This is a genomic window from Paraglaciecola sp. (assembly GCF_039964565.1).
Taxonomy (GTDB): domain Bacteria; phylum Pseudomonadota; class Gammaproteobacteria; order Enterobacterales; family Alteromonadaceae; genus Paraglaciecola.
In genome coordinates this window covers 282,766-309,497 of sequence record NZ_JBDVXF010000043.1, presented here as the reverse complement: position 1 = coordinate 309,497, position 26,732 = coordinate 282,766, and the positions used below count along the sequence as shown (strand labels likewise).

Genomic DNA, 26,732 nt, shown 5'->3' with positions numbered 1-26,732 from the left:
GTGTTTGCTGTAAGCGATGACTTAACAGCCATTATGACAGATGAAGTATGCGGCTTAGCTCAGAGACTTGGATTGATCTTGAAAAAGCGGTCAAAAGATGACTAGTACCTATTGACCGACCGGAGGCTCATATGTGTTATGACCTTTTAGGCAGAGGAAATATGCCCATGCAATTAATATAATTTGTAGCGGCCCGCGTATTAGTAAATAAACAGGCCCCCATTGATGCCCGCCAAGACCAATGCCATTTAATGCAGCATAAATATTTGCCGGAAAGAAAATAACAAAAACTACAATAGCAAGCTTTGCAGCAAGGGGTTGATACCTCGGCATAAAAAGTGCGATACCAATTAGTAGCTCAATCAACCCTGTGAGATAGACTAGTGCTAAGCGGGAAGGAACCCAAGACGGTAACATTTCCACCATTCCTTCCGTTTCAACAAGGTGTCCAACAAAGAAGAATATAAAGGCTATTCCCAATCCCCAGCAGGCATACTTTGTTATATTTAGTGGTCTATCGCTAAACTTTGAATAGAGAAAGGCGATGATCAAAGGGCTGGTCAACATAAAAAGAATAATTATTGGTGTTACCATAGCTTCCTCATGAGGTCATAACTACTTAGTGATTATACGGCACGTAGTGTGTGACTAATAATCATCTTGTTGGGCAAAGCCGAGACCTTGACCTTAAATTTTTTGGTATTCTTTATGCTAATGGAATTTGTTTTTGAAAGGAATAGCGGAGCTTGTATCAAGGGCAAGTTTATTCGCATACATATCTGCCACTAGGTGCGATATTTTCATGTTAAACACGTACTGTTCATCATTTTATTGCCTCTTTATCTTGTTTTTCAAACTGCAGGGCAGCCTGTCCCCTGACAGCGTTATGGCTGCCCTATTACCTCCCATTTCCACCTTGTCTTAAACGGTCATACAATAATCTTAGCCACTTGCTATTCTCTGAACATTCATAGTAGGTAGAGCCATTGACATCAACACTAGCACGCCTACTTTACACATCGGACAAGGCCAGCACTTGGCTCGTTCATTAGTTTCTGCATTGTCCTTTTTCTCCACCTCGTCAGGTAATTGTCGTCGAATAACGTCAAGTTTCTTACGTCGGCAACAATTGGCTAAAAAACCAAAGTGCCGCACGCGCTTCAAACCTTGGGGCAGAATATGACTGAGATAACGACGAATAAACTCTTTACCGCTTAGCGTCATTTGTTTAGGCCGATTGCCATCTGCATAATCTTTATAACTGAAGGAGACGTTGTCTTCGCTTATCGCCTGTAATCGCGACTCATTTAACATCCCTTTTTTCGTATATCGCCCTAGATAACGAATAACCGTTTTAGGCTGACACAAGCAGGGTTTGCTGTACACACACCAAGATTTATTCATCAACAAAGGAGTAAATTGTCCATCGTTAGTGATCGTCCGCTCAGGTAGTAACCATCTCATTGTGTTTAATGATGTCGTGAGAATATTTATTGTCAACACTAGGCACTAACCTTGGTTTCGTTTTACTATTATTTGTTACAATGAACCCATAATAAATAGCGATATGAGTGTGATATGAAAAAAGGTTTAGGAATTTTTGTTTTGTTGCTACTGCTGGTTGCTGGCGGTGCATATTATATGTTGAGCGGAGCGGGTGATTTTATTCGTGTGCAAATAGAGCAACAGGGTAGCCAATATCTGGATACACAGGTGTCAGTTGCAAATGTTGATCTAGTGCTCACTGAAGGGAGAATGACCATAAGCGGTGTTCAGGTAAACAATCCCCAAGGTTTTAGCGATGAAAATGCATTCAAGGTTGATGCAATGACTCTAGACCTAGGAGAGGTTTTAAATGAACCTTACGTAGTTCAGGCGATTAACATCGATGCACCAGAAATTCTTTACGAAGTCGATAAAAACGGTAAAGGCAACCTGCTCGCACTGAAAAATAATTTAACAGCCAATTTGCCAAAAGCCACAGATAAACCAGTGGCAAAAGAGACCGCTAACCCCTTGCTCGTAGTGGAAAATGTCAACATAAGTAATGTACAACTCAAACTAAACTTTGAAGCCATGTCTACTGGTGATTTAGACATAAAAACTAAAGCTTATGAGGTAACCTTACCTACTTTTAATGCCGGAGCCATAGGCCAACCCAATGGTATACCGGCCGATCAAGTAGGGGCTGCAGTGGTCAATGCCATGTTAGATAATGTGATCGCAGCTGCTAAAGCACAAGCTAAAAAACGCTTAGCAGAAGAAGCCAAGAAAAAAGTCAATAAAGAGCTGGATAAACAAAAGGATAAGTTGCTAGAAAAAGCCAATGATAAGCTCAAAGACCTGTTAAATTAACATAGGTTTGTTATGGCTTATCTTTAGTTCTAATGCCAATACTGCTGTTTTGCATTAATGTTAGTGCAAAACAGCCTCTCCCAATTGGGTTTCTAGCGCTTAAAAATTCACTAGTTACTACCTTTCTTCAGCCTCAATTACCTAATATTAACTCCCCCTCTTTTTTTACTAACGCATTTTTTCTGGCAGTGACTATAGTTTTGTAAAGCCCCAAAGAACAAAGCATATACCACACAGGGAGGTGAAAATGTCATCATTTAAAAAGCGTTATTCCAGTTTAATTATTTTTTCGGTTACTGTGTTATTGGCCGTTAGTATTTCTAGTGCCATGTACTTTTTTAAAATCCAAAAAAATGAAGACTACCAAAATCGCTTGCACTTTCGCGGTCTCAATGAGGTTAGCAGAAGTTTTATTCAATCTGCTGAGCAACTTACCGAAATAGCAAAAGTATGTGAAGAGATAGAGGCCTCGTCTTCTTCGTGTGAAGACTTACTCAAAAACCGAGTTGCATTAGCTAATCGTTCAGCAAATTTAAGAACCTTAAAAGTATCGAGCTCGACACAAATAGGTCAACCAGATTTTCAGGACAACAGAATTTTTTTCCATACCGACGGGAAAACATATATCAGAGTATCAACAACCTCACCTCTTGCTAGACGCTCGTCCCCAAATTTTGCCAACAGGCAACTCAAAAACCAATCTAATAACCCTGTCAACAACGCTAATAATAGGTCCATAAATGTTCTCGAAGTTGAAACTAAAAACTTCGTCCCAGCCAATATTGAGCGCTTTCCCTTAGTACTCATCGCGAACGAAACAGGCACTGTGATTGGCGCGAGCCAAATCAACAAAAAGGGGGTGGAGACTGCAGATCTACAATTTCAAGACGTCAATAGCTTATTTAAACAGATAGCCGCAAAACATACTCTGCGCGCAGAAAATAAAGACTACATTAATGATTTCAAACCCACTACGAGTGAAATATTAGATACCACAATTGGCGGAGTCGACTACCGAGTATTTTTACAACCATCTAGTTTAACTGCATTTAATACCAGCACCGATCAATTATATATATTAGGTTTGGTTCCAGCTGATGAATTACGCCTAGCTAAGCTAAATGTTTCACCCAACACAGCGCTGTGGTTTGTTCTTATTTTAATCATATCTATCTCACTGTTGCCGCTATTAAAATTACGTTTTGTTTCAGTGAAATATGCTTTTACTCGCAGCGATGTCAGCCAAATTGGCTTAGGGTTGTTGGTGGCAGTTGGCATGTCGAGCATTGCTATCAATCACCAGTTATTTTATGGTTATTTAATGGCAGAAAAATCACACCAAGCCACACAACTCTATAAACAAATCACCGAAGAATTCAAAACCGAAATCGATACCCTAAAAAGCTGGGCGATCCTGAATAGCGATAAACTGAAAACACCTCATGCGCTTGGCAAGTCGGCGTATGCATCAAACAACAAATGCCTTTATGTTGAAACTAATCGTTTTGGTAAAGAAGGGGGATTTTCGAGTTGCCAAGATGACTCATTAGTTATCAAAAACAAAGTCAACCTAGATATTTACGATTATATTATTGAAGGTGCGTTTATCCTCAACGAGGAAGGACGATTTCTGGAAAATGCGACCACCATATGGAAACAAAAGAACCTATTGGCCGGTCGAGATATTAGTCTCGCTCATCGGCAATATTTCCGGAAAGCTAAAGATTGCGACCTTTGGGGTGAAACAGACAATAGTCGAAAATGCAGCAAAGGCGTAATATTTGAGCGCATCAATAACGTTAGGGATGGCAGAAAAAACACTCAGTTCGCCATACCTCTATTCGACCGAAAGCACCAAGAAAATAGACAAATATTAAGTTTTGGCACTCGTTTACGGACTTTTTTTCACAGAGTGATGCCCAGAGACTATGGGTATTTAGTATTTGACCAATCAGGAACGGTGCTATTTCACAGCGACGAGCAACGAAGTCTTATTGAAAATGTTTTTGTAGAAACTGACAACAATAAACAACTTTATGCCTTTGTATCCAACCAAGATTATGATTCTGGCAAACGCATGGATCCCATTACCTTCAATGCGGTTTATCGCGGTAAGTCACACCTATTTTCAGTGGGTGATTTGTTTATCGATAAAAGCTACAAAAATGCACCATTAACCCTAATCATATTTTTTGACCAAACTGGAGCCGAGTTAAATAATATGCTGTTACTTTTTATGGCAGTAATGTTGTTTCTATTTCTTATAATTCCATTATTCGCTTACCTTCGATACACCAGCAGCCAACCATTTTGGGCCAGTCTTTTATACTTCAACCCGCGCCATGCCAACCGTTATCGTAGTTGGTTGTTTTTGTTAATTGGAGGAAGTGCGTTTTGTTTTTTAATGATGGGAGTCGTATTCGACCTAACACTTAGACTTGGCATTTGGCTACTGGTTGCGGTATTGGCCCTAAAACTTATTATGCAGAGCCTTGATCCTCACAGGACGGTTTTACGTGGCGCCTCTCCCAAGTTAACTCCATTTGTTGTTGTTGCTATTGTAATCATACTAATTGGAATATATATGGGCCCTATTTACGCAAATGATAACACTGTCAATTGGGTGTTTTTCCTGGTGGGTTTAGGTACTTTCTTAGGGGCACTAATTTTTTATTTTCGTGTACCTTTCGCCGAATCTTACACCGACACGGTTTTTGACAAGGAGCGATACACCAAGACTTACCTGTGTTTTATCCTTGCCGTGGTTTTTCTTGTAGCGGCTGTACCTGCAAGTCTAATTGTAAATAGCGCTAATGGGTATTTACTACAACATCAGGCAAGGTTACAAACCCAACATTTACAAATCGCAGAAAAAAACTATCAATCTCAATTAGCGGATTACAAATTAATCATTGGCGAAGCCGATAAAGACAATTTTAAGGGTAAAGATTGGTTAGCAGAAAATTCACTAAAACAAATGTTTCCCGCCTTTGGAAATTGGATAAATGCCGTGGATACAGACAACCAATGTTATACAGATAAAGTTATACAGAAGATATTTTCAAATATCGCCTTTGCTGATTCCTTGCTGGCTGAGATAACCCATCTAGCAAAACGCATTACTTCTTCTCAAAAAGATACTTGTACAGAATCACATAATCATTTGGCACTTCAGGCAAATAACACATCACCACAAATATTGGCTGATTCAAGCCACAACAGTATTTTACAGTACCATCCTGATTCATTCATGTTGCTTGCAAGTGAGCGTAGTATTGTTTTTATTGTGATTTCAATTTTTCTGCAACTATTTATTATACATCGCCTAATTACGTTAGTTTTGGTGAGGCGTTTATTTGGTGATCACTTAACCAATGATTTTAGAATTTCCTATCCAAGAGAACACTCAACTGCAACCGAGAAATGGGGCATTCTTGCAGCAAAACTCAAACAAACTGCTGCAGTTAGAATTCTGCTGTTACATTCCACGCGACAGCGTATTGTGCACGAAGTAAAAACAAGAGAGGTCACTTTTTTCGAAAATACGGTATTTAACATTGCCGATTTACTCAAAAAAGAACAGGGTAGTTTTGAAATTTTGCAGCGATTATCTAAACATAAAAAACAGATCCCCATGGTTTTGTTGCTCGAAGGTTATGAACTTCTAGCATTTTTACCTAAACAACGACTACTCGCACTATCACTCACAGAATCCCTGATAAAAATGCCTAATATACACCTAGTCATTATTGCCGACACGGCCCCTATTTTTCGATTAACCAAACAAGATGAGTATCCACACGCTAAAACCGAAACGGTTGCAAGCACCACAGAAGAATTAGGCTGGGCGATGTTGTTTGCAAATTTTTCTAAACACTACGACTGGACCCCAGGCAGGAAATATATGCCAAGAGCGGTCGGTGATGTGCTGCACTTAATTGAGAACGAGTCAAATGGTTGGGCTGAATTGCGTGAGATTGAAGAAGCCTTTAAGGATTATCACCGCCTAGTTAAGTTGCAAGACACGAATGCGCGAATAACCGCAGAAAACTTACAACCGTTTTGGAAGCCATCACAAATTATTGGTTTTTTCGCGATGCATGGCGGAGCCTTGTATAGGATGAAATGGGAGTTATGTACTAAGGACGAACGTTATTTATTATTTCAGATAGCATCAGGTTGTCATGTGAATCCATTGAATTCGGAAGTCCTCGAACACCTAATGAGACGAGGTTATATCTATCGGGATGCCGGTTGGCACCTAGTTAACGATAGTTTCAAACGTTTTGTTCTACATGCTGAAAGAGAAAGCGACGTGGCACAGTGGCAGGCAGATGCGAATACCGGTATTTGGTCAATGCTTAGGATCCCAGTATTTACTCTTGTATTGGTATTGTTAGTGGTCACCGTTTTTAGTAGTGGTCAAGCGATTGATTCAGCATTAGGGATCTTGACGGCAATCTTAGGAATGATCCCTTTACTACTGCGCAATGCCTCACTTTTAAAAGGCAGTAATACCAATATTGGTGAGTGACATAGGAGCGGTTGACTTGTTTGAATGATTTTCTAAAACCAAACCATTTGAATGTTAGCGAGGGATCTCAGGGAGTCCGTTCTACTAGGATTGGCTTGGCTGGTACTTCGCCAACATAGCATACAAAGCGTCGGTATTAATCGGCTTAGAGAGATAATCATCCATACCTGCTTCAAGACACTTTTCTTTTTCACTATTCATAGTGTTCGCTGTCAGCGCTATGATAGGAATGCGCCCTGATTCTTCGTCAGCCCTAATGCGGCGAGTGGTTTCATAGCCGTCCATTTTCGGCATTTGGCAGTCCATCAATATCAAATCAAACTTTGTCGATTCAGGAGCGGCTATAATAGACAAAGCCTCGAGCCCATCATTTGCAAGTTCAACGTTAATATCAAACTCACCCAAAACCGCTTTCATCACTTCTTGATTAATGAAATTATCTTCAACTAACAATACCTGTAAGTTAACAAAACTGCCCAAGGTCTGGTGATTTTGAGGCGTTTCATCTGAAATTGATGTGGGCTTTGCTTCTTGAAGTTTAACAGTAAAACGAAAAGTGGATCCTTCTCCTACTCTACTTTGGGCCGATATGTTGCCTCCCATCAATTCACAAAGTTGTTTGCTAATAGCCAATCCTAATCCAGTGCCACCAAAGTTTCTGGTTGTCGACATATCTGCTTGAGAGAAGGAGTCAAAAAGGAACGGCAGTGATTTTTCACTGATGCCAATACCCGTATCGCTAATTTCTACGCTCAATCGTAAATGCTCGTCCACAGTCAGCAAATCATATTGAACATTGACATAACCTGACTCGGTGAACTTGATCGCGTTGGATAACAGATTGTTGAGTATTTGGGTAATCCTATGGGGATCGCCCACGACCTTTCTTGGCGGATAATTCTGTTTAGTTAATGTCAGCTTCAAGCCCTTTTCGAAAGCCAAATATTGCTGATCTGCAATTAATTCTGCAAAAAACTGCTCTAAATCGAAGGTAACTAATTCTATCGCCAATTCACCAGCTTCTATCTTTGAGAAATCTAACACGTCGTTAATAATGATTAGAAGAGAATCTGCGCTGCGTTTAGCTGACGCAATAAAACTTTGCTGTTTTTCATCCAGTTTTGAGCGAGCCACCAAATCTATCATGCCAATAACACCATTCATTGGGGTACGAATTTCATGACTCATAACCGCCAAAAATTCGCTTTTTGCTAATGTGGCGGCTTTGGCTTCTTGTTCATGTTGTATTGCAAGATCGCGCTCCTGTAAAAGCTCCACTTGTTTTTCTACCAACTTTTTTCGCGCCAAATGAGCAAACCAACTGAGCAATGTACTCATTGCCATGGCAAAGAAAAAATGCTGGAACAAGGCCATTTCAAGCGCAAAGTTAATGAAACTCCAGCCTATCCAGTTAAACATAATAGAAGCTATCCAATGACTCCGATTAGATAACACTATGCCCGATGCAATGATGGCGACGAAAATGTTGGTTGTGTGTTCTGGAGCTTGAGAAAACCATAAATGTAGTAGGCTATTACTACTACCCATGAGCAATAACAATAAAATAAAACGGCTATGGTGTATCAATGAAATACTAGTTGAAGTAAGTCCAACAACCAAACTAACAACTGCAGTTGTTAAGGCTACAAATATCATTATCCATTTGTAAGAATCATCTAAAAGAAAAAGATGCGCAATTGTCAGAAAAGAATAAAGGACGACAAAAAAATAAGCGACAGGCTTAAGAAACTCAATGGTTTCACTATGACTTTGGGTTTCAGTATTTTTGTGAATCAAAAGGAACAACCACTTCAACTGTTAATGTGAACTCAAGAAGAACGTCCACTTACTGACAAGCCTATACTTAGCTAGCATCCCCTTCGGGTCCTCTTGCAAAGCAACAACACGCTAATTCTATATATGATGCGCCAAGACCAGAAAAATATGGCGAATATAGCCCGCTAGAATAGGCGTATTTTTCCCAAAAATCTATAGCTGGAGCGCTATCGAAATCGAATGCCTGTCATAACAAATGTATTTTGCAGGGATTAAGCTCCGTACCCACACTAATACCAATATTCGCTGCTAGTGAAACGACTCCGTACATTTTTCTGCAACTTGCATATTGACTTAGATCAGCAAACATTCTAAAGTTTCAATAATTACTGAAACTTTAGAATGTTTAAAATATGAAAATGACACCAATGATAGAAACCTTCGTTATGCATTTTGGTGAAATGGGCAGTCGTTGGGGATTTAACCGCACCGTTGGACAAATGTATGCGTTATTGGTCATCACCGAAGATCCTATCAGCGCCAATCAAATTGCTGAAGCTTTGAGTATTTCTCGCGGTAATGTGAGTATGGGATTAAAGGAATTGCAGTCATGGCAATTAATTCAATTGCATCATAAACCTGCAGACCGCAAAGACTATTTTCAGACTAACGGTAGTATTTGGGATATGGCCAATCGGGTATTTGAGGAGCGTCGTAAGCGTGAAATGGACCCTACTCTTTCATTGCTGCGCGATATACTGCTTGATACGCCTGCCAATGCAGAAGAACAGCATGCACAACAAAAACTCCGAGAAGTGCATGACTTACTTGAGGGCATCACCAAGTGGTCTAGCGAATTGCAACGTTTGAGTCCGGAAAAACTCGATACCCTGATGAAACTAGGTTCAGGCGTAGGCAAAGTGCTGGATATGAAACATAAGTTATTAAAACGTAGCAACGAATAAACTGCCCTTCAGACTACATATAATTCACTCATTTCTAAACTTTACAATTGAGGTGCCTTATGGCTGACGTCTTCTTGTTGTCTCGCCTGCAGTTTGCGGCCAATATTAGCTTCCATATCCTGTTTCCCAGTATCACAATCGCCCTTGGCTGGTTCTTATTTTATTTTAAATTACGTTTTAACCTCAGTGGTCATCCAGTGTGGATGCGTATTTACCGTTTTTGGGTCAAAGTATTTGCGCTGACCTTTGCTTTAGGAGTCGTAAGCGGCATCACTATGTCGTTCCAATTTGGTACTAATTGGCCTGGCTATATGGAAACAGTAGGTAATATTGCAGGACCACTTTTGGGTTATGAGGTACTCACAGCTTTCTTTTTGGAAGCCACTTTTTTAGGGGTGATGTTATTTGGCATGCACCGCGTACCAAGTTGGTTACACACCTTGGCTACCTTATTGGTCGCTGTTGGCACAACCCTTTCAGCCTTTTGGATCATTGCGCTTAATTCTTGGATGCAAACTCCAGCAGGTTTTGAAATGCGAGACGGTGTTGCTCACGCTGTAGATTGGTGGGCCATCATTTTTAACCCCTCTTTTCCTTATCGCTTGAGCCATGTTTTATTGGCCTCAGCCCTAACCGCGTCTTTTTTAATTGCAGGGATATCTGCCTATAGAATTATTCGTGGAGACAATAAGAAAGCCCCTCGTTTGGCACTAAAGACGGCGATTTTTGTTGCTGCTATTTTAGTGCCTTTACAAATATTTGTCGGTGATTTACATGGCTTAAACACCCTAAAACACCAACCTCAAAAGGTTGCGGCAATGGAAGGCATATGGGAAACCCAAAAAGCAGTGCCTATGTTGATGTTTGCGATTCCAGATGAAAAAACACGAAGCAACCATTATGAATTAGCGATCCCTAATCTCGCTAGTGTCATTTTAACCCACGATGCTGAAGGCCAAGTACAAGGGTTAAATGACTTTATTGGCGAACATCCTCCCGTTAAACCCGTGTTTTATGGGTTCCGAATAATGGTAGGAATAGGACTCTTAATGTTAGGCATCGCCTGGCTTTGCAGTTACAAGTTGATCCGCAACCATCATTTAAATAAAGGGCTGTTATATTACCTAATCGCAATGAGTTTTTCTGGGTGGGTAGCCACACTAGCGGGTTGGTATGTCACGGAAATTGGGCGTCAACCTTACTTGGTATCTGGCTTGCTCAAAACGTCAGATGCGGTCACTAACATCGCGCCAGAAAACGTCGTGTTTAGTTTTGTTTTGTATTTATCGGTCTATGTTGCGTTGTTGATAGCATATTTACACACCCTGTTTTTAATGGCGCGAAAGGCGGTTGAAATAGAAGAAATCCAACCTGAAGAAAGATTGCATCAAAAACATTTTCGGCGACCTCGTAACACCACCGCGGGAGAATTATCATGATTAGTGACGCTAGCTTACCAGTCATTTTTGCTGGGTTAATGGCCTTATCTGTCATTGTGTATGCCATTTTAGACGGCTATGATCTCGGAGTAGGCTTACTGCTCCCATTAGACAATGATCAACAAGCAGATCAAATGATCGCCTCAATTGGTCCTTTTTGGGATGCCAACGAAACATGGTTAGTCTTGGCGGTGGGATTATTATTGATTGCCTTTCCATCGGCGCATAATGTCATTTTAAAAGCGCTGTATATTCCAGCGGCCATCATGTTGGTTGGTCTGATCTTAAGAGGTGTCGCATTTGATTTTCGGGCTAAGGTGGCACAGGTTAATAAACACCGTTGGAATCAAATTTTTAAACTTGGGTCTTTTATAGCATCTGCCAGTCAGGGTTATATGTTGGGTAATTTTGTCATGGGATTTGACACTTCTGTCACGGCTTTTTTATTTTCGATTTTAAGTGCATTAGGCGTGACTTGTGCCTATGCCTTAATTGGCAGCACTTGGTTAATTTTAAAAACCACAGACGACTTACAATTACTTGCCATAAAATGGGCCAAACTTGCAGGGAAAGTCAGCTTTATCGGCATATTGGCGGTTTGTATCGTCAACCCACTAATCAATCAATTTGTATTTGAACGCTGGACCAGTGCGCCTTTCGGTTATTTTATGGCGTTGGTACCTTTTGTTTGTTTTACCCTGTTTTACATTGGCAATTTAGTGTTGAAGCAGTTACCCCTCAAAGATGACACTGGTTGCTGGTTACCCTTTCTTATGACAGTAGTGATTTACGTGTTTTGTTTTTGTGGTTTTGCTTTTAGTTTTTACCCTTATGTTGTACCTGGTGAATTAACCATTTGGCAAGCTGCCAGTGCGCCTGAATCTTTGCGTTTTATTTTGTATGGGGCGTTAGTCGTTATCCCTTGTATATTGGGGTATACAGTATTTTCTTATCGAGTATTTTGGGGAAAAGTACAAGACTTGAAGTACTACTAGAAAGGCCGATTAATGAATTCAAGAGCAGTTGCCACTAATATAAAATAGTTAAAAAACGCATTTTCACCTAGATTTTTCGTTAGGTTTAGGTAGATGATATGGACTAAGGAATTCATCGCATTAGGAAGTAGGCTGTTATGGAGAATATCATTGCTTGGTTTTTCAGGGTCACCCGCATTCGATTAGTCATCATCATGTGTGTGATTTATTTAATTTTTCCATTGTATTTATTGCCCAACATTATCAATACGGGAAGTGTTGGGCCGCTGGACTTACTCTTTTGGTACGATCACGCTACGCTTTATCAGATGTTAAGCAGCTATGGTGAAGCGGTTCGCAGTCGATATACGATTGGATTGCTAACAGCAGACGTAGCCTACCCTATTTATTATGGCACTTTGTTGGCCTTAATTTTTGCTTTGGTGTTTACAAAGCTCGCCATCCCTTTTTCTAAAAAAATTATTCTTGTACCTTATGTAGCAGTACTGTTCGACCTTACTGAAAATTCGCTTTTAGTATTTTTACTCAGCTCTTTTCCCACTAAACACATTGATATTGCAAATTTGGCCGGATACATCACCGCTATTAAGTGGAGTGCGTTTGGGGTCATAGCAACCACTATAATCTATTTAGTGCTTTACGGGATACAATCTAGAAAACGTAAAAGTCACATCCGTTAACACTGTAAAGGATCCATAATGAAACATCTTAACTCACAATTATTCTTGTATTTAATTATCATCATGATAAGTCTTTTGGTTCCGCAACAAACCTTAGCTAAACAAATCGAATATTTTTCATCGCAGCGCAACATAGAGAAAAATTACCCTTTTTCAAATGCCGTTAGGGTAGGAAACTTGTTATTTTTATCAGGTGAAATAGGCACCCTTCCCGACTCCAGCAAACTAATTGCAGGTGGCATTAAAAACGAAGCCAAACAAACCATGGATAATATTCAAGGGAGTTTGGCGGCACACAACCTAACCATGAATGATTTAGTCAAATGCACAGTTATGCTGGCAGACATAAAAGAATGGGGCGATTTTAATCAAGTGTATAAAAGTTACTTTCCAAAACATTTTCCTGCTCGCAGTGCTTTTGCTACAAACGGTTTGGCGTTGAACGCGCGAGTTGAAGTGGAATGTATTGCAGCGTTTAGCAAAAATTAGTGTTTTTATAGTAGTTACGGTTGTTCGACTATTTCACCTTTTACATTAACGAGATATCTCCAACCGTCGTTTGATATCCTCAAACTTATTTGTTGCCCCATGTAGATATATGGGGTTGTTGAACTCATAACACTCAACTCGCTCTCATACTTTTGCTTTTGACTAACAGATAAAGAATAGGCGGTAGATTCAACGTCTGATTTAAGTGATATCTCTAGGGTTCGTATGTCTTGTATGCCTATTTCAATTTTCGCCTCTTCATTAGGCTTAACTATCAATGAAGGCCGATGAATCAACTCGCTACGTTCTATCAATTCATCTATCTCAATGTCTGCAACATCACCTTGTGGAAGTTGATATATTTCTACCTGATAGCTGATCATCTCTTCGGCGAATATAGGTGATACTAATTGAGTAATTAGCACACTTAAATAAAACAGATTTTTAGTCAGAATGTTCATCTTTTGTTCCTTTGAATTTAGAAACTCAAAGCATAATGTTTTTTAGCCCCATAGAAAGCTTGGCACTGAATATTCGCGATATTCATCATAGTGAATATTCACCTGCACCTATTCATAAACGCAAATTTCGTGAATAATTTACGCAATGAACAACACAATGATTGGATACTATGGAAATAGGAGAGTTTATTCGCAATGCAAGGAAGTCTAATGACTGGACTCAAGCGTTTGCTGCTCGAGAGATTGGTATTCAGCAATCGTATTTGTCGAAGATAGAAAATAATCAATTAATTCCATCACAGGACGTTTTGGAAAAAATCCAGTTCGCGTACGATTTGTCAGATTCTAGCTTCACCCCATTTATAAAAAAGCCAGAGACGCAACTAGTATTCAAGAAACGTTATGTTTTTACTTTTCTTGTTGGCTTTTTCCTTTTAAGCAGCGGCTTTTTAGAATTGTTCTTTCGTCAAACATACTATACCTACCAAGCAGTAAGTTTACATAAATCCGATGTTGTGACTTTTCACGTTACAGATCAATACCTAGGCGAGAGTTACAGCGAGATATTTGCTCAAACTCCTTACCAGTATACCTTAATTGGAGCCCGTAATATTCCCCGTTCAGAAAACAATTGGCTAAAAGCGCTAGGCTCTTTTCTATTAATGCTTTCAGTATGCGCCTTCGTTAGAGACTACTGGTTATATATAAAAAAATGACAATAAAATCAGTAGCAGCAACCTATAGAGAATTCGGAGTGGTAAAACTCGATGGTTTTTTTGAGCCTTCGGAATTGGTTGCAATTAAACACGTGGTGGAGCAATTTCATCAGTTATGGTGCGCTGATAACCAAGAATTTTATTCCACTAGAGCCATCAATAGTTCTGGGTTAACTTCGGGACAATACTTGACCAATAAACAGCGGTTATTGTTATTTCAATTAGTATGTCATCGTCAGTTATTAAGTGCAGTTAAACAGGTTATTCCGCAACCACTTTTTGTGGGCACACAACTTTTTTTCGACCCTGTTAATCCCAAACAGCCTAACTATTGGCATCGTGATTCTCAATATGATTTATCCATTGAGGACCAAAAGTTGGCACTTGAGGGGCCAGAACCTTTACATGTAAGAATTCCTCTGACCGCAGACCCGGGTATTGAAGTCATTCCAGGATCCCATAAAGCTTGGGATAGTAACGAAGAGTTACAAGTCAGATTGGAACTCAACGGTCATAACAATTCTGAAGACCTGCCTAACGGGCTTGAAATACCACTGCAGCTAGGCGATACCCTGATATTTTCTGCCAATATGATTCACCGTGGTTTATATGGCAATAACAGGCTTGTTCTAGATCTACTGTATTGCCAGCGTGATACGCAACTCACTAAATTTATTCAAGTTCCCCATCAACCCTCAGCCCAAATGTTGCCCTATTTAGACAGAGATTTATTTCTGTAGGCAACAACTGAATGTCACAAAGCTGTCATTTCTCTATCACATTAGTGTCATCGCACTTTCATATGCTGCTTGTCATCAAAACAGCATATAAAGGAAAAAGTGATGCAAATAGTAAAATGTTCTAAGTATTCTGCCCTAGCCTTGGCGATGAGCTTGTCTCTTACAGGTTGTTTCTTAGAAGGCGATGACGGTGAAACAGGCGCGGCTGGATCTCAAGGTGCAGTAGGTGCACCGGGTACCAATGGCTCCGATGGTGTTGATGGAACTGATGCCAATGCAGGCATCAGTCTAAGTCTAGTTGGTCGAATTCAGCTTAACCCCAGCGACCCAGAAGGTGCCGCGGAAATCGTGCAATTTCACTCTGCCACTAATACTATTTATGCAATCAATAGCGCTGCAGACGAACCTACTATCGAAGTAATTGATGCTTCTTCTTTGACTTCTGAAGCCTTATCTAACCCGTTAACAAGTGAAAATCTCACATCAACCACATTGGTACTCCCAACGGAGCAAAACGGGGTTGCGTTAGATGGCCCTACTAGTGTTGCGGTTTCAGGAGATTGGATGGCTGTAGCCGTACCCGCGGCAGATAAAGCCACAAACGGCATGGTGATGTTCTACAACGGGATGAATGCCGCAACGCCCGTTTTTGTAAAAACGGTAGAAGTGGGTAACTTACCGGATATGGTCACTTTTACACCGGATGCAAGCAAAGTATTAACCGCGAACGAAGGTGAGCCCAGCGGCGACTACAATATCGACCCAGAAGGTTCGATATCAATCATTACTATTAGCAATGGCGCGCCAAGTGACACATCAACCACTATTGGTTTCACAGGCTATAACGGTCAACAGGCTGAACTTGAAGCCCAAGGAATGCATTTCCCTAATCCTTCAGGTCGTACAATTAATGGCACATTGATCAGCACCACAGTGGCCCAAGACTTAGAGCCTGAATACATCACGACCACGAATGACGTTGCCTACGTGACGTTGCAAGAAAACAACGGTTTAGCCATAGTTGATTTGACTGATAACAGTGTCAAAGTCATAGGGCTTGGCTTTAAAGATTGGAGTGACTACCAGTTAGATGGCATGGAAGATGGCACAGTGAGTTTTGGGCAATATGACGATCTATACGGTGTATATATGCCTGATACTATCGCGTCGTATCAATGGAAAGGGGCTAACTTTCTACTTACTGCAAACGAAGGGGATGCTCGCGAATACTTTTTTGATACCTTAGATGCGAATGGCGACCAAGATGAAGCCTTATGTGATGCAGCAGGTGGACAAGATTTCGACGAAGATGATGGCTGTTTATCATACACAGATGAAACCCAAGGTCGCCGCCTTGATTATGCGCCGGGTTCTAACTTAGACACCATAGCCGGTGATGATCCAGAGGACTTCGATTTTACAGCTTATCCTTTAGGACGTTTAACCGTCACGGCTGAATTAGGCGACAGTGACAATAACGATGAATATGAAGCGCTTTATGCTTACGGAGCACGTTCATTTACTATTTGGGACAGCAACGGTTTAGTCGTGTTTGATTCTGGAGATGATTTTGAGCGTATCAGTGCCTCGATTCACGGTAATGCCTTTAACAACAATAACGACGAAAATGAAGGTGACTCTCGGTCTGCAAACAAAGGACCTGAGCCTGAAGCCTTGACCGTTGGCCAAGTCGGAGACAATACCTACGCGTTTATTGGTATGGAACGTTTAGGTGGGATTTTTGTTTATGATGTCACTAACCCGTACGACGCTAAATTTGTTGATTATGTCATCAATAGAGATCTTAGCGAAGGTGGTGATTTAATAGGTGACAGCGCCCCCGAAGGCATGGTGTTTGTTGACGCATCTGATAGCCCAACAGGTGATGCGCTAGTGATTGTCGGTAATGAAGTGAGTGGCACAGTGTCGGTTTGGCAAATTGCTGAAAACTAGGTTTTAGGTGCAAGCTACGCCATTGCTGGCTTGATTTAAATATTAAAAAACGGCGTTATTTTTAACAATAACGCCGTTTTTATGTTCACTATCTATCCGTATACTACAAACTAAAAAACCATAGATCTTAAAGTGCGTATTTGTCTTTCATTAAATAGGCGTAGGCAGTATTAAAAGCCACTTCTTGAAACATTTTTAAACCTGTGTCGGCCATAGGCACCAACACAGGGTTACGCTTTAATGATTCTTTAATTTCTGTTGGTGTTAAGACCACAACTTCAACGTCACTCAACAACTCTAATGCCGCCTCCAACTTAAAGCCTACCGCACCACCAGCAAATTTACCTTTCATCGGTCGCTGACGAATAACAATTTCGTCAACTTGGTAATCTTGTACTAATTGCCCGAAAGTTTTTTGAAAATAACGTAAATCTTTGGCCGTTGCATTTTTGGGCAAGGTTAATTTGCGCGCGCGGCAATCCGGAATTTGAAACACTTCATCAGCCAAAGATAACAAACATACATTGGCATCATTGCCACTCAACTCAACACCAATTACTCGCATAACACTCTACCCTCAAAATTTAATGTCGGTATTATAACTTAATTCCAAAAAATCAGTGATAGCTAACCATCAATAAAACCATGTTGAGTGAATTAACCAGTTGTACCAAGATATAACAGCCTAAAATATTTAATTCACAGGAATAAAAATGCTAACTTTAATTGGCTTTGACGTCAGTAACTATTTCAACATGGTAAAATTGGCACTCGCTATCAAAGGGATAGAGTATAAAACTGTCATACTTTATCCGAATCAAACAGATGAATATTTGCTTAAAAGCCCAATGGGAAAAGTCCCCGCCTTAGAAACTGATCAGGGTGTATTGACTGAAACCAATGTTATTCTTGAATATCTAGACGAAGCCTACCCAAATAGCCCTTTATACCCGGGCTCTACTTTCGAAAAAGCTAAAATCAGAGAACTAGTAAAAATGGCAGAGTTATATATAGAGCTGCCTGCAAGACGCTGTCACTCTGAAGCATTTTTCGGCCAAAAAGTCGACGACCTCACCAAAAAGGAAGTGAAGCGAGCCTTGTATAAGGGCATCGAAGGAATAGCTCGAAGCGCCAAATTTAATCCATACTTGGCGGGTGAACAATTAACAGCTGCAGATATCGTATTTCTTTATAGTGCTGACCTAGCCGCTGCGGTTGCTGGCAAATTATTTGCGGTAGATTTACTGGAAATGGCACCAGGTGCCAAACAACTCATGGATAAATTGAATCAACTAGATGATGTAATTCAAATTGCTGAAGATAGAAAACTCGCTAACATCGAGTTTAAAAAATATATCGCGAGTCTTAGTTAAAGGATTCAGCAAGGGAGCATTAATGGGCTATGATTATAGTAGCTAGTCATTGAGTCGTAGCTTTTTTAAGGAAGAAAAAATGAGTCTAACCACCACCGCAGAATATAGTTGTCCTTATTGTATGGTCACCAACCACATTGAAATTGATGAGGACAACGATTTAAATCAACAACAAATTATCGACTGCCGGATTTGTTGCTCACCAATTGAAATCGTGGTTACGACTGGGATTCACGATAAGTTTAACGTTATTGCCACAACTGATAGTGAATAACCTCAAAGGTGGATTGATTGCCTAAATCCATCCACCTTATAGTCACTTCGCTTTAGGAAAATTGTTGTTTAAGCCAAGTTGGTGCTAATCTAGCGCTGTGTATTTTGGTAAAAATAACTTGGTAATTATGATTCGGATACCTAGTAATTCTTTTAAAATCCTGCCCTTGGTATTTTTAACGGTTCATCTTTCTGGACTTGCACAGCAATTAAGGTTTAATAAGTCTAAGCAAGATAATCAGCTAGTATTCAATTACACTTGGTCTGATAATCAAGAGCAGAATAGAGAGCTCACCTTCACTTTACCAACCCGTCAACTGAACCGTCAAAATCACAAAAAATTTATACCAGAGTTAGCCCAACAGTATGTCTATATTGAATTGCATAAAGCAGCCCGTAAGATTGATCCAAGAGAAGCGCGGGTACAAATACAACGTCGCGGCGATGATATTAGTATTGAAGTCACTAGCCGCTCAGACAAACTGTTGACTAGATGGCAAAGGTCTATGAATCAAAGTAAAGAAAAAGCCTTAGATCAATACCTTCAAGATAACTATTACAGTCGCTTTTATTCTCACTTGGGACAAGAAGCCATTAAACCTGACCACTTGCGTTATATCAAAGAAAACCAAGCCGCTTTACTACCTATTGCGCAAGCAGTATACGACAAGCTTCCTAGCAATAGTGAAACCCGTGCTTACGTCAATTTAGTGCTCAGTTGGGTACAAAGTATTCCCTATAATGAATTAAAAAATCGAGTGACGTCTAACGGAGCAGGATATTTACCGCCACTTTCTGTGGTAGCCAATAACCATGGTGACTGTGACAGCAAAACAGTGTTAATGGCGAGTTTGATACGTTCGCTTTTACCTGAGGTTAAAATGTCGATGATATTTTTACCTAAGCATGCCTTGTTAGGAGTCGTTCTGCCTTTTAGAAACAACGAACAAACTTTAAATATAGATGGGTTGGACTATTTGTTGATGGAGCCAACCGGTCCTGCGAAAATCCCATTAGGGGAAATAGCCAGCAGTAGCGCACGCGATATAGCGGAAAATATGTATAGCCTTGAGGAGATTTTGTAATCAATTCAAGCTGTGAAAACAGCCACCTTTTAGGCTATTTTACTCACTATTTTTTTCAAAATGCCCCGCAGCATTTGCGGTAGCGTTGTCTATGTGATTTTTCATAGCTAGCCTTGCCATTTCGGGGTTTCGCTTTGCTAACGCTTTCGCAATATTTTTATGATCTTCTATTGAAGGATGTACTCCCTCCTCCCTAATTTTTTTCAAAAAGGCATCACTTAAAACAGATTGATTTCTCAGATCCCACAACCACTTCACAGATTGGTACATCGCACTATTTTGCGACGCTTCAGCTATCAACAAATGAAATTCACCGTCAGCTTTTTCACAAGCGTTAGGTTGCTTTTCTTCTTCTTGCATTGCTTTTATGATTTGATTTAAGCGCTGAATTTGTTCATCGGTAACTCTTTGTGCTGCTAATGCGCATATTTCAGGCTCCAGTGCGCTGCGCATCTCCAATATTTCAAATGGTCCAATTCCCGAGTCCATGAGTTGCAGTGCCGGTAAAATAGGTTTGTCTGAGACATAAATACCCGATCCGGTGCGAATTTCGATAATGCCTGAGATTTCGAGGGCAATCATAGCTTCACGAATAGTAGGTCGGCTCACTCCTAGTTTTTCTGCTAACGCCCTCTCAGCGGGAAAACGATCGCCGGGTTGATAAACTCCTTTTTCAATCAAACCTCGCAATTGCTCAGCGATTTTGATGTACAGCCTTTGTGTAGTGATTACCTGGAATTGCTCCAACCCCTTCATTGTATTTTTCCTCTACTGTGGCTGAGACAATCAAACCTTTGTTTAGTTAAACGAATAGTAGCGATAGACATCATGATATATCGCTATCAGTTACAAATTGCTTCATGATTTTAATCGCCGCATTTGCCGCGCCAAAGCCGTTATCAATATTGACGCTTAATATTCCGGGAGAACATGACGCGAGAGCACTATCGAGGGCGACCTTTCCACCACCTGACACCCCATAACCAACAGAAGTAGGCACTGCGATAACTGGCGCACTAACTAATCCAGCAAGCACACTAAATAACGCACCTTCCATACCAGCCATCGCAATGATAATTTTATGCCTTCTGATATCATCTATTTTATCTAATAAACGCCACAACCCCGCCACGCCAAGATCCGCATAAATAGGGGAATCGAAGCCATTAAAGAACAAGGTGCGTTGCGCCTCCTTTGCGACCTGCATATCTGATGTGCCAGCTGTTACAATGCAAACACCGGAATGCAGTTGTGCTTGAGGTGTGTAATTGAGTATGGCGGTTTGCGAGTATTCATCATAATCAAGATGTTGTCCGAGCGCTTTAGGCAGGGCCAACCATTGTGCTGCTGCTAAGCGAGTCAACAACACAGTCGTGTTGTTTTTTAGATTAAACTCAATGATATTACATAAATCAACGGGATTTTTATTCTCGCAAAATATTGCTTCCGCAACTGCGGTGCGTGACGCTCTGTTTTTATCCCACACAAAGTTAGACATGGGCAACTCCGTTTATAAAGGCTGAACCTTTCTGGTAAGTTCTAATGCCTGAAAATATGTGTCCTTCTTGTTCACACATTTGACCTAATACATTTGATAGCTCATCAAAAAGACGACTTTCTGGTAACTTATCTACTTCTAGAAAGGCGCCTTTGAGGGTTATTCGGCAACGGATGTTTTTTTGCTTGGGCAATAGTAGCCGTGTCTTTTCTTCAATTTTATTAATAAAACCCAGATCACCTGCGTTAATTTTTATACCTGTTTCAACACGGCTTGCGAGACAGGGTTGTGCGGGCAAGGCATGTAATTCGGCCAGACCAAAGTGATCAGCAATTTCGTAAATACCGACTTTATCTATGCCCACTTCGACATAAGGGTGTTTCACGTTTTGTTCTTTGGCGGCTTCTAAACCAGGCCGATAGTCGCTAAGGTCATCTAAGTTAGTACCCGAAAAAATCACACCTTGGCTGCATTCAGCAATTCTGGTGTACAAATTACTCTTACAAAAATAACAGCGGTTAAGCGGATTATTGATGTAGTTGGGATCTGCAAATTCTCGTGCATTCACAATCTGTACATCCCATTGATAACGCTTGGCATGTGCTTTCACTCGTTGTAACGCTGCTTCAGGTACAGCTGGAGAGAACGCATGCACAACTTTTACTTTTGCTTTGGAAAAACGATTCGCAATGTAAGCCAATATCATACTGTCGATACCGCCACTTACTGCAATTGAAAAGCGTTCAAATTGGTTAAAGTATGCAACAAGCTTTTTGACGTTACTGGGTGTCATATGAGTACCTAATAATAGTTCGCTGGCTAAAACGGCGCTATCTTGTTTTGTTTAATGCGACGCTTTTGTAACGTAGCGATTGAGCTTAATTGGTCATGCTCAATTTTAAGGGTTTGACTGCCATCTGGGCGGGTGACACTTTTATAATTATCACCATCAATTTCTAACAAGTCTCTTTTCAGAAAACGTCTTGTTTCAAAACGATAACGTAAACCAATAGTGGTGGTTTGTAGGAAACAATAGTCAATAACATTTTGATAGTGTTCAGGGCTAGCTAAAATACGAACTACTTCTACCGTCCTATTTTTTTTGCCCCTAGCAGTTTGCACGACCACGTCGACAACGCCTTGATAGGTTCTCAATAAATCCACTGATAATGCCAACTCTTCTGAAGTCATATCGTCCACGTCAAACTCAATCAACACCACAGTATCTTGTTGTTCACTTGTAGTGGTTTGTTTATCAAATGCCATGCCACGCAGTATATTAGGCATACCGGAAAATACCTTAGTGCCCAAGCCATAACCAGTTGCTTGTAACACACCTTGTTGCGGTTGAGTGATTAATTCGTTATTCCACAAATAACGTAAAATTGCCGCCCCTGTTGGGGTAATACGCTCCCCCTGAATGCCGTCATCAAAAAAATCGAATCCTATCAAAATTTCAGAAGTGGCGGGCGCAGGCACAGGAATAAGCCCATGTTGGGTTTGCACTAAGCCTCCACCCAAAGGCAATTTTGAAATACTCCAAGAACTGAGTGAAAGTGCCACTAAAATGCTGGCACTTGCGACAACATCCATCAAAGAGTCCCAATCCGCTAACTCATGAAAATGCACTTCTTCTAATGTGGTTCCATGTATTTTGGCTTCTGCTTTGGCCACAATGGTCAATAACTCGGTTGCCACTCGAACCACCTCTGGGTCTAGTGCACTTTTTTGCAGATACTCGCAAAGATACTTATAGGTTGTGTGATGATGAGAGTCTTTAGCATGAGAGTGAGGATGAGAGTCAGCATCGGTTTTCTCAGCTGGAAGTGGTCGCAGTTGAAAACGCAAACCACTTATGCCTGAGTTAATACCCTGAGATAGAACAGCTGAACCTTGTTCTGGCGGTAACACTGTTGCAACTGACTTGAGTACATCGGCTTGCAACCCATCAAAGGTATCTAGCATCGCAGCAATAAACATATCTCCTGCGATACCTCCCACTAAATCAAGATGGATATGCAAATATTTAGGATCAAAAACCATATGTAGTTACCGCTGAGAATTAATTTAAAACAAGGAAGTTATTGATGTTCAAAGTTTTGTTTAGTGGCCCATAAACCCAAGGCGGGATTACTGACGTAAAATACTTCTTCACCATCTTCAAGGGTATTCCAGCCGTTAACCATCTTTTCAAGGGGATAACGCGCAAGCATGTCTTTGTAATGACAATATTGATAATTGACGGATTCAATTTCTTCCTTAGATACCCCACCATCAGGGCAATAAGTCACCTTAAAACGATTATCTGCCGTACCATGAATCAAATGTGCTGCAGCCGACAAATTGTTCTCTAGTTCCGCATTTTGATTGACTGCCGCTAAAGTTTCATCTGTGGTTTTATAACCGTACTTTCGTATGAGTTGATCAATTTCAATATCTTCTCCAAAACGATGTAGCCCTGGCGCCAATATTATCAGTTCGCCATCATCAGCCATCGCCATGCGGGTTCGATAAATAGCTTTGTTTCCTAACCAAGTAGTTTTAAATTCAGCGGGCTCTAAAAATACTATGGCTTTTTTAATTGGTTTATCTAATAAGTTTAAGTTTAACTGCTGACTTAACTGACAGGCCTCTTCATAGGTTTCATCTTGGTTGCCACAAAACACCCCCTGCAGCGCTAACGAACCATTTTTTTTGCCTAATACAGTGAGGATAAACTCAACGGGTAAGTGGCGCAGGTAGCTGTCAAATCCCTCATTTAAGGCTTGACGAACTGGGGTGTAGGTGCGCCCCATAATGCGCTCCATTCCATACACCGCACCTAAATAATGGGATTTATGAATAGTGTCTGCGCCACCTGTACCGACTAATACGTTTTTGGTGTAATTAGCCATACCAATAACCTCGTGAGGCACTATTTGCCCAACCGAGATGATTAGATCCCACTTTTCATCTAATAACAGTTTATTGACCGCCACTTCCATTGAACAATCAAGTTTACCCTCAGATAACTCAGAAATTCGAGCTGCTGATATTTCACCTAGCTTAACCACATCACTGCGCCAAAAATGTGGAAGAAATAACGCTTTAGGAATTTCAGTGCCAAACATGGCATCAATTTCTTTTTCGGACATAGGCTCATGGGTACCTAGAGCCGGTAAAAAATAGATTTCTGCTTGGTCTTTTAGTTGCTGATACAGATAAGCAGTAATAAAGCCTGCTTTTGAGTAAAACCTGGTAATGTCAGGAGGAAGAATCAAAATACGCTTAGCATGGGTTGCCTTTTGGGCAATAAAATCATCGATGATTTTTGTCAAGTCATCATTAGAAAACGTGTTCTGGGTGTCAACACAATGAATTGGATAGGTCATAAATTAACGTCCTTTAGAATTTGCGACAGCATGTCATCTAAAGGCTGTGCGATTGAAACATGTGTGGCGTCCGCAGGAGTTTCCAATGTTTGCAATTGGCTATCGAGCAAAGTATCTGGCATGAAGTGCGCTTCTCTGCTGGTTAATCGAGAATGCAATAACGCTTTATCTCCTTGAAGATAGATATACCTGACCACACCTGGATTGGTTGTTGATGACAAACAGTCTCGATAAATCTGTTTCAATGCGGAGCACGCCAATACCGCTCCGCCAGATGACTCCCATAGCTTAATATTATCTGCTAACAATGTTAACCATGGCTTTCGGTCTACATCGGTTAATGGGATACCACTTTGCATTTTTTTTACATTCTCAGGAAAATGAAAATCATCGGCATCATAAAAGGGTAAAGATAGCTTTTCGGCTAGCAACTGTCCTACTGTGGATTTACCACAACCACTTACCCCCATTACAATAAATATCATTCAAACATCCTCATTATTCATGCCGTTACTTGCAGCGAAAATTTTATTTTAATGTGACCGCAATGTCGGCATACGCGTCTTGTACATGGGAAATAAAACTAAGGTTATTTTCCAAAGAATCTGGCAGTAACCCATTGATACCTAATAATATTTTCACATCTTCACTGCTATTGCCTTGAAACTTATTCACTGCATCGATTAATTCTGTTGCTCTTGGATCATGTAACCCTTGATTTTTGGCAACACTGACTCGTATAAAGTGTATCCACGCGGCCACAACCCTAGATAACATTTTAAAACTTCTATCGTGTGCAATATTATTTTGGATTGCCGCTAAGGTACGCACTGGAATTTTAATTGAGCCATCACAAGCTATTTGACTGAGTAAATGTTTAATTTTAGGGTTTTCAAATCGCGCCAAAATAGCCCGAGAATACTGGTGTAAATCGAGACCTAACGGTGCTTCAATTGTGGGAATTACCTCATCATCAACCAGAGCGACTAGAAACGCCTTAACGTTGTTATCGGAAACTGCTTGATATACGGTTTCATAACCCATTAGTAGACCCAAATAAGCAAGTGCCGAATGTAGCCCGTTTAAAATTCTGAGTTTTGCATTTTCAAAAGACTCAACATTATCAGTAAAAACCACACCTACTTTTTCCCATTCGGGTCGCACCATACCCGGGCAGTCTTCAATTACCCACTGAGAAAACAATTCTCGTTGCACCGGTGCTTCGTCAATATAACCCAGTTTATTTTTAATCAGCTCAACAGTAGAGGGTTCGGTTTTAGGTGTAATACTGTCGACCATGGTATTCGGGAACTGGGTTTCTTGATCTATCCAATGCGCCAAATTGTCAGATATTTTAGTCGCAAATTGAATCACTGCGGATTTTAGCTTTTGGCCGTTTTCAGGCAAATTATCGCAAGCGATGACGTTAAAAGGCGGAATACCTTGTTCAAAGCGTAACTTAAGTGCTGCAACTATCAATCCTATCGTCGACCTAGGTTGTTCGAGTGCACCTAAATCACTAATGATCTCAGGTAGAGTTTGGTCCAATACGCCTTCGGCATTCAAACAGTAACCTTTCTCTGTGACAGTAAGGGAAACAATCTTCGTTGCTTTATCAGCCATACGCTCTATAACAGCCGCGGCCTGTGTCTTAACCACTAATACTTGCTTAATTGCCGCTACCACTTGATAGCTATCTTCCACATCTAGAATGGCAGTAGTGTACAAACAATCTTGCTTATTTAGCTGCTGTTGTAATGTTTGATTATTAAAACTAACAGCACATATTCCCCAATCTCCTCCACCTTGCAGATTTAATAATTGTTCGGTGTACATCGCCTGATGAGACCGATGAAAAGCCCCCAAACCTAAATGCACAATACCAATATTCACATTTTCTCGCTGGTACGAAGGGTAGATAACATCCGAAGCATGATTGACACAATCCTTAGATTGCAAACAGGTTTGACTTAACTGTCTGAGATTTTGGCGCATAGTCTGCCTGCTATTCACGAGTTTATAAAAGGAG

The 26,732-nt window shown here is 40.6% G+C and carries 24 protein-coding genes and 1 pseudogene; 13 read left to right on the top strand and 12 right to left on the bottom strand.

Annotated elements, in window-relative coordinates; translation table 11 throughout:
- Positions 1 to 108: 108 nt before the first annotated feature.
- Both ABJK37_RS19655 and ABJK37_RS19650 read right to left on the bottom strand, forming a co-directional pair.
- Positions 109 to 594, bottom strand: coding sequence for a hypothetical protein (locus ABJK37_RS19655; protein WP_348357414.1), 486 nt, complete (start codon positions 592 to 594; stop codon positions 109 to 111).
- 492 nt (positions 595 to 1,086) lie between these two features.
- Positions 1,087 to 1,407, bottom strand: a pseudogene (locus ABJK37_RS19650) (transposase); the annotation flags it as partial.
- A gap of 171 nt (positions 1,408 to 1,578) precedes the next feature.
- Here ABJK37_RS19650 and ABJK37_RS19645 point away from each other — a divergent pair.
- Entirely contained in the window at positions 1,579 to 2,355 is a 777-nt protein-coding gene (locus ABJK37_RS19645; RefSeq protein WP_348357412.1) for a hypothetical protein, read from the top strand.
- Positions 2,356 to 2,602: 247 nt separating this feature from the next.
- Positions 2,603 to 6,889: a hypothetical protein gene (locus ABJK37_RS19640; RefSeq protein ID WP_348357410.1), complete on the top strand. Its 4,287-nt coding sequence runs from the start codon at positions 2,603 to 2,605 to the stop codon at positions 6,887 to 6,889.
- An 84-nt stretch (positions 6,890 to 6,973) separates the two neighbouring features.
- Here the strand turns inward: ABJK37_RS19640 and ABJK37_RS19635 are convergent, their stop codons facing one another.
- Positions 6,974 to 8,437: a response regulator gene (locus ABJK37_RS19635; RefSeq protein WP_348357408.1), complete on the bottom strand. Its 1,464-nt coding sequence runs from the start codon at positions 8,435 to 8,437 to the stop codon at positions 6,974 to 6,976.
- A gap of 641 nt (positions 8,438 to 9,078) precedes the next feature.
- On the opposite strand from ABJK37_RS19635, the gene ABJK37_RS19630 reads away from it, so the two are divergent.
- From ABJK37_RS19630 to ABJK37_RS19610, 5 genes are all read left to right on the top strand, one after another.
- Positions 9,079 to 9,630, top strand: a complete 552-nt coding sequence (locus ABJK37_RS19630; RefSeq protein WP_348357406.1) for a MarR family transcriptional regulator — start codon at positions 9,079 to 9,081, stop codon at positions 9,628 to 9,630.
- A gap of 59 nt (positions 9,631 to 9,689) precedes the next feature.
- Entirely contained in the window at positions 9,690 to 11,069 is a 1,380-nt protein-coding gene (locus ABJK37_RS19625) for a cytochrome ubiquinol oxidase subunit I (RefSeq protein WP_348357404.1), read from the top strand.
- The gene (gene cydB, locus ABJK37_RS19620) at positions 11,066 to 12,064 is read left to right on the top strand and encodes a cytochrome d ubiquinol oxidase subunit II (RefSeq protein WP_348357402.1); all 999 of its coding nucleotides are present in this window, start codon (positions 11,066 to 11,068) and stop codon (positions 12,062 to 12,064) included. The genes ABJK37_RS19625 and cydB overlap by 4 nt, the downstream gene beginning before the upstream one ends.
- 137 nt (positions 12,065 to 12,201) lie before the next feature.
- Positions 12,202 to 12,744 (top strand): hypothetical protein, encoded by a 543-nt coding sequence (locus tag ABJK37_RS19615; RefSeq protein WP_348357400.1) that lies wholly within the window; start codon positions 12,202 to 12,204, stop codon positions 12,742 to 12,744.
- Between the two features lie 18 nt (positions 12,745 to 12,762).
- Positions 12,763 to 13,233, top strand: a complete 471-nt coding sequence (locus tag ABJK37_RS19610; protein ID WP_348357398.1) for a Rid family hydrolase — start codon at positions 12,763 to 12,765, stop codon at positions 13,231 to 13,233.
- A gap of 14 nt (positions 13,234 to 13,247) precedes the next feature.
- Here the strand turns inward: ABJK37_RS19610 and ABJK37_RS19605 are convergent, their stop codons facing one another.
- On the bottom strand, positions 13,248 to 13,694 hold the full coding sequence (locus ABJK37_RS19605; protein ID WP_348357396.1) for a hypothetical protein: 447 nt from the start codon (positions 13,692 to 13,694) through the stop codon (positions 13,248 to 13,250).
- A gap of 170 nt (positions 13,695 to 13,864) precedes the next feature.
- Between ABJK37_RS19605 and ABJK37_RS19600 the strand changes: the two genes are divergently transcribed.
- The 3 genes from ABJK37_RS19600 to ABJK37_RS19590 all read left to right on the top strand — a co-directional run bounded on the left by ABJK37_RS19600 (position 13,865) and on the right by ABJK37_RS19590 (position 17,103).
- The gene (locus ABJK37_RS19600; protein WP_348357394.1) at positions 13,865 to 14,410 is read left to right on the top strand and encodes a helix-turn-helix transcriptional regulator; all 546 of its coding nucleotides are present in this window, start codon (positions 13,865 to 13,867) and stop codon (positions 14,408 to 14,410) included.
- Complete coding sequence (locus ABJK37_RS19595) at positions 14,407 to 15,150, top strand: phytanoyl-CoA dioxygenase family protein (RefSeq protein ID WP_348357392.1); 744 nt, start codon at positions 14,407 to 14,409, stop codon at positions 15,148 to 15,150. The genes ABJK37_RS19600 and ABJK37_RS19595 overlap by 4 nt, the downstream gene beginning before the upstream one ends.
- Positions 15,151 to 15,252: 102 nt before the next feature.
- Entirely contained in the window at positions 15,253 to 17,103 is a 1,851-nt protein-coding gene (locus ABJK37_RS19590; RefSeq protein ID WP_348357390.1) for a choice-of-anchor I family protein, read from the top strand.
- A gap of 127 nt (positions 17,104 to 17,230) precedes the next feature.
- On the opposite strand, the gene ABJK37_RS19585 is transcribed toward ABJK37_RS19590, so the two are convergent.
- Complete coding sequence (locus tag ABJK37_RS19585; protein WP_348357388.1) at positions 17,231 to 17,668, bottom strand: DUF3010 family protein; 438 nt, start codon at positions 17,666 to 17,668, stop codon at positions 17,231 to 17,233.
- 148 nt (positions 17,669 to 17,816) lie between these two features.
- Between ABJK37_RS19585 and ABJK37_RS19580 the strand changes: the two genes are divergently transcribed.
- From ABJK37_RS19580 to ABJK37_RS19570, 3 genes are all read left to right on the top strand, one after another.
- A complete protein-coding gene (locus tag ABJK37_RS19580) occupies positions 17,817 to 18,476 on the top strand; it encodes a glutathione S-transferase (protein WP_348357386.1) in 660 nt (219 codons plus the stop codon).
- 79 nt (positions 18,477 to 18,555) lie between these two features.
- On the top strand, positions 18,556 to 18,750 hold the full coding sequence (locus tag ABJK37_RS19575) for a CPXCG motif-containing cysteine-rich protein (protein WP_348357384.1): 195 nt from the start codon (positions 18,556 to 18,558) through the stop codon (positions 18,748 to 18,750).
- Between the two features lie 127 nt (positions 18,751 to 18,877).
- Entirely contained in the window at positions 18,878 to 19,834 is a 957-nt protein-coding gene (locus tag ABJK37_RS19570) for a hypothetical protein (RefSeq protein WP_348357430.1), read from the top strand.
- A gap of 39 nt (positions 19,835 to 19,873) precedes the next feature.
- Here ABJK37_RS19570 and ABJK37_RS19565 read toward each other — a convergent pair whose 3' ends face one another.
- From ABJK37_RS19565 to ABJK37_RS19535, 7 genes are all read right to left on the bottom strand, one after another.
- On the bottom strand, positions 19,874 to 20,590 hold the full coding sequence (locus tag ABJK37_RS19565; RefSeq protein ID WP_348357382.1) for a FadR/GntR family transcriptional regulator: 717 nt from the start codon (positions 20,588 to 20,590) through the stop codon (positions 19,874 to 19,876).
- A 70-nt stretch (positions 20,591 to 20,660) separates the two neighbouring features.
- Positions 20,661 to 21,332 carry a nickel pincer cofactor biosynthesis protein LarB gene (gene larB / locus ABJK37_RS19560; protein WP_348357380.1) on the bottom strand — a complete coding sequence of 224 codons (672 nt, stop codon included), beginning with the start codon at positions 21,330 to 21,332 and terminating at the stop codon, positions 20,661 to 20,663.
- Positions 21,325 to 22,125: a hypothetical protein gene (locus ABJK37_RS19555; protein ID WP_348357378.1), complete on the bottom strand. Its 801-nt coding sequence runs from the start codon at positions 22,123 to 22,125 to the stop codon at positions 21,325 to 21,327. Before ABJK37_RS19555 ends, larB begins: the two co-directional genes overlap by 8 nt.
- A 26-nt stretch (positions 22,126 to 22,151) precedes the next feature.
- Complete coding sequence (locus ABJK37_RS19550) at positions 22,152 to 23,375, bottom strand: LarC family nickel insertion protein (protein ID WP_348357376.1); 1,224 nt, start codon at positions 23,373 to 23,375, stop codon at positions 22,152 to 22,154.
- A gap of 38 nt (positions 23,376 to 23,413) precedes the next feature.
- Positions 23,414 to 24,703: a lactate racemase domain-containing protein gene (locus ABJK37_RS19545; RefSeq protein WP_348357374.1), complete on the bottom strand. Its 1,290-nt coding sequence runs from the start codon at positions 24,701 to 24,703 to the stop codon at positions 23,414 to 23,416.
- Positions 24,700 to 25,188, bottom strand: a complete 489-nt coding sequence (locus ABJK37_RS19540; protein WP_348357372.1) for a gluconokinase — start codon at positions 25,186 to 25,188, stop codon at positions 24,700 to 24,702. Before ABJK37_RS19540 ends, ABJK37_RS19545 begins: the two co-directional genes overlap by 4 nt.
- 43 nt (positions 25,189 to 25,231) lie before the next feature.
- A complete protein-coding gene (locus ABJK37_RS19535) occupies positions 25,232 to 26,698 on the bottom strand; it encodes a mannitol dehydrogenase family protein (RefSeq protein WP_348357370.1) in 1,467 nt (488 codons plus the stop codon).
- Between the last annotated feature and the right edge of the window lie 34 nt (positions 26,699 to 26,732).

Bases quoted from the DNA above. Each gene is read 5' to 3' on its own strand.
- ABJK37_RS19655 (WP_348357414.1), bottom strand. From the start codon at position 594: ATGGTAACACCAATAATTATTCTTTTTATGTTGACCAGCCCTTTGATC.
- ABJK37_RS19645 (WP_348357412.1), top strand. From the start codon at position 1,579: ATGAAAAAAGGTTTAGGAATTTTTGTTTTGTTGCTACTGCTGGTTGCT.
- ABJK37_RS19640 (WP_348357410.1), top strand. From the start codon at position 2,603: ATGTCATCATTTAAAAAGCGTTATTCCAGTTTAATTATTTTTTCGGTT.
- ABJK37_RS19635 (WP_348357408.1), bottom strand. From the start codon at position 8,437: ATGGGTAGTAGTAATAGCCTACTACATTTATGGTTTTCTCAAGCTCCA.
- ABJK37_RS19630 (WP_348357406.1), top strand. From the start codon at position 9,079: ATGAAAATGACACCAATGATAGAAACCTTCGTTATGCATTTTGGTGAA.
- ABJK37_RS19625 (WP_348357404.1), top strand. From the start codon at position 9,690: ATGGCTGACGTCTTCTTGTTGTCTCGCCTGCAGTTTGCGGCCAATATT.
- cydB (WP_348357402.1), top strand. From the start codon at position 11,066: ATGATTAGTGACGCTAGCTTACCAGTCATTTTTGCTGGGTTAATGGCC.
- ABJK37_RS19615 (WP_348357400.1), top strand. From the start codon at position 12,202: ATGGAGAATATCATTGCTTGGTTTTTCAGGGTCACCCGCATTCGATTA.
- ABJK37_RS19610 (WP_348357398.1), top strand. From the start codon at position 12,763: ATGAAACATCTTAACTCACAATTATTCTTGTATTTAATTATCATCATG.
- ABJK37_RS19605 (WP_348357396.1), bottom strand. From the start codon at position 13,694: ATGAACATTCTGACTAAAAATCTGTTTTATTTAAGTGTGCTAATTACT.
- ABJK37_RS19600 (WP_348357394.1), top strand. From the start codon at position 13,865: ATGGAAATAGGAGAGTTTATTCGCAATGCAAGGAAGTCTAATGACTGG.
- ABJK37_RS19595 (WP_348357392.1), top strand. From the start codon at position 14,407: ATGACAATAAAATCAGTAGCAGCAACCTATAGAGAATTCGGAGTGGTA.
- ABJK37_RS19590 (WP_348357390.1), top strand. From the start codon at position 15,253: ATGCAAATAGTAAAATGTTCTAAGTATTCTGCCCTAGCCTTGGCGATG.
- ABJK37_RS19585 (WP_348357388.1), bottom strand. From the start codon at position 17,668: ATGCGAGTAATTGGTGTTGAGTTGAGTGGCAATGATGCCAATGTATGT.
- ABJK37_RS19580 (WP_348357386.1), top strand. From the start codon at position 17,817: ATGCTAACTTTAATTGGCTTTGACGTCAGTAACTATTTCAACATGGTA.
- ABJK37_RS19575 (WP_348357384.1), top strand. From the start codon at position 18,556: ATGAGTCTAACCACCACCGCAGAATATAGTTGTCCTTATTGTATGGTC.
- ABJK37_RS19570 (WP_348357430.1), top strand. From the start codon at position 18,878: ATGATTCGGATACCTAGTAATTCTTTTAAAATCCTGCCCTTGGTATTT.
- ABJK37_RS19565 (WP_348357382.1), bottom strand. From the start codon at position 20,590: ATGAAGGGGTTGGAGCAATTCCAGGTAATCACTACACAAAGGCTGTAC.
- larB (WP_348357380.1), bottom strand. From the start codon at position 21,332: ATGTCTAACTTTGTGTGGGATAAAAACAGAGCGTCACGCACCGCAGTT.
- ABJK37_RS19555 (WP_348357378.1), bottom strand. From the start codon at position 22,125: ATGACACCCAGTAACGTCAAAAAGCTTGTTGCATACTTTAACCAATTT.
- ABJK37_RS19550 (WP_348357376.1), bottom strand. From the start codon at position 23,375: ATGGTTTTTGATCCTAAATATTTGCATATCCATCTTGATTTAGTGGGA.
- ABJK37_RS19545 (WP_348357374.1), bottom strand. From the start codon at position 24,703: ATGACCTATCCAATTCATTGTGTTGACACCCAGAACACGTTTTCTAAT.
- ABJK37_RS19540 (WP_348357372.1), bottom strand. From the start codon at position 25,188: ATGATATTTATTGTAATGGGGGTAAGTGGTTGTGGTAAATCCACAGTA.
- ABJK37_RS19535 (WP_348357370.1), bottom strand. From the start codon at position 26,698: ATGCGCCAAAATCTCAGACAGTTAAGTCAAACCTGTTTGCAATCTAAG.